The sequence below is a fragment of the Tissierella praeacuta DSM 18095 genome, assembly GCF_900128955.1.
Lineage (GTDB): Bacteria > Bacillota > Clostridia > Tissierellales > Tissierellaceae > Tissierella > Tissierella praeacuta.
Genome location: NZ_FQTY01000036.1, coordinates 1 through 2,480 on the forward strand (window position 1 = coordinate 1; position 2,480 = coordinate 2,480).

Sequence of the window (2,480 nt, forward strand, 5' to 3'; positions counted from 1 at the left end):
CTGCTGTAAATCTACTTTTTCTTCCCATAAAAATACTCCTCCTTGTGGTAAACAGTTTTTTTATTTAAACTGTCTACTACAAGGGGAGCATATCACTATTTAATAAGAAGAAGTGGTTTAATGATTTATGCTACATTTTCCACAAGCTTTTCCCTGTAGATATCAAATAATTCTTTTTCTGTTACATTTATACTTGGTTTATCTAATACTATTTGACCCTTATCTAACATTATTATTCTATCTGAATATTCTATGGCATCCTTCATATTATGAGAAATCATTATGGTTGTCATAGAGTTTTTCTTTATTAATTCTTTAGTTTTTTGCATTACTACATTAGAGGTTTTAGGGTCTAATGCAGCTGTATGCTCATCTAGTAAGAGCAAGTCAGGATGCTTCATAGCAGCCATTACTAAAGACAAAGACTGTCTTTGTCCACCAGATAGAAACTTTACCTTGGTATTTAACTTATTTTCAAGACCTAAATCTAGGTCTTTTAATAATTCTATATATTTATCTATATTATTCTTTTTTATAAGTTTTCTTAAAGTAAATTTTGTTCCTTTTTTATCTGCTAAGGACATATTCTCCAATATAGTAAGGGAAGGAGATACACCCATAGATGGATTTTGATATACTCTTCCTATATGGATTGCTCGCTGCTCTTCTTTTAGTCCTTCAATACTTTTTCCATTCAATATTATTTGTCCCTTATCTGCTAAGATACTTCCTCCTATTAAATTGAGAAGAGTAGATTTGCCACAACCGTTAGAACCAATAATTGCTGTACATTTATTTTTCTCTATATCTAAATTAAAATTATTAAATATATTTATTTCATTATCTGTATTTTTATTAAAATTCTTTGATAGGTTTACTATTTTCAACATTTCTTTTACCTCCTTTGTTTTTCATAGTTTCAAATAAATCAGCTGCAAAATTATTATAGGATAGAAATACTATTACTATTATTGCATTTATAGCCCTAAGATCATTGGGATCTAGACCCAAATCTATAGCGATTCCACCAATAATTTTGTAGATTATTGCTCCCAATATTACTTTTGTTGTATTTTTTATTTTGTTAGAATTCTTTTTTATAGTATCTCCTATTATAATTGAAGCGAGGGCTATTACTATAATGGAATTTCCCATAGTTATATCTGCAAAGCCTTGGATTTGAGCCATTAAAGCACCACTTAAAGCTACTAAACCATTAGCTAACATTAATCCTAATACCTTATATTTATTACTATTTTCTCCAAGAGATTTTACAAGAGATTCATTGTCTCCTGTTGCAATTAGTAAATATCCTGTTTCAGTTTTTAAAAATTGATCTAGTGTAATTTTTATCAACAATACAATTATGATTAATACCAATAAAGTTGGGCCTAAATCAAAAATTGAATTATATTTAAATAATGGGAAATTAGATTTTCCATTTATTTTTAAATTTACTGAATAGAGTATAGTCATAGTTAATATACCTGACAACAAAGGTTTTATTCTTAGTTTTGTAAAGAGTGTTGCCGTAAGTAATCCAGCTAAGGTTCCAAAGCAAAAGGCCATTAAAGTACTAATTATTGGATTAATTCCCATAGATATAAACTTAGCAAATATGAATGCCCCAAAAGGGAATGTTCCTTCTACAGAAAGGTCTGCTATATCTAAGACCTTATAAGTCAAGAATACTCCCATAGCTAAGACTGCAAATATAAGTCCTTGCTCTAACGATGTAATAATTAATGAATTCATATATATCACTCCAATTTTTAATCAATTTTTGAAGCATCTTTAAATACTTCATTATTTTCGTCAATTTCTAAAGCCTTTAATGTTTTCATATTAAAAACCTTTTTAGTATTAGTAGCGGTTTGTGATGGAACATTGGAAGGTAAAGTTTTATCAACTAATATTTCCTTAGCCATTTGTGCAGTTTGTTTACCTAACTCATAGTAGCTAATTCCATCAGTAACAAGAATACCACCACTAACATGAGAATCTTCAGCACCAACAGTAATTAATTTGTTTGATATAGCCTTTTCAGAAACTATATTTATTGCAGATGCTACCATATTGTCAGTTATAGTATAGATGCCATCAACTTTTTTAACTATTGAATCTATTGCCTGAGGCATATCAGAAATACTAGATATTCCGATTTCTACTATTTCTAGACCTATGGAAGGTGCTAAATCTTTTGCCATTTCAACTTGGACTTGGGAATTGGGTTCACTGGTATTAAAAATGATTCCAACTTTTTTAATATTACTATCTAAATCCTTAAATAATTGTAATTGTCTATCCATTGGACTGGCATCTGATGTTCCAGTAACATTTCCACTAGGGTTTTCCATTGAATCTACTAATTCTGCAACTACAGGGTCAGTTACTGCACTAAATAGTATAGGAATATCATTAGTAGATTGTTTTGCAGATTGGGCTGCTGGTGTTGCTATAGCATAAATCAAATCAACTTT

3 protein-coding genes are annotated in these 2,480 nt (G+C 29.6%); all 3 read right to left on the reverse strand.

Annotated elements, in window-relative coordinates:
• Positions 1-125: 125 nt before the first annotated feature.
• Positions 126-890, reverse strand: a complete 765-nt coding sequence (locus BUB33_RS15595) for an ABC transporter ATP-binding protein (protein WP_072978149.1) — start codon at positions 888-890, stop codon at positions 126-128.
• Positions 856-1,755, reverse strand: a complete 900-nt coding sequence (locus tag BUB33_RS15600) for an ABC transporter permease (protein ID WP_072978151.1) — start codon at positions 1,753-1,755, stop codon at positions 856-858. The genes BUB33_RS15595 and BUB33_RS15600 overlap by 35 nt, the downstream gene beginning before the upstream one ends.
• A gap of 17 nt (positions 1,756-1,772) precedes the next feature.
• On the reverse strand, positions 1,773-2,480 hold a 708-nt coding region (locus BUB33_RS15605), incomplete at its 5' end, for an ABC transporter substrate-binding protein (protein ID WP_072978152.1).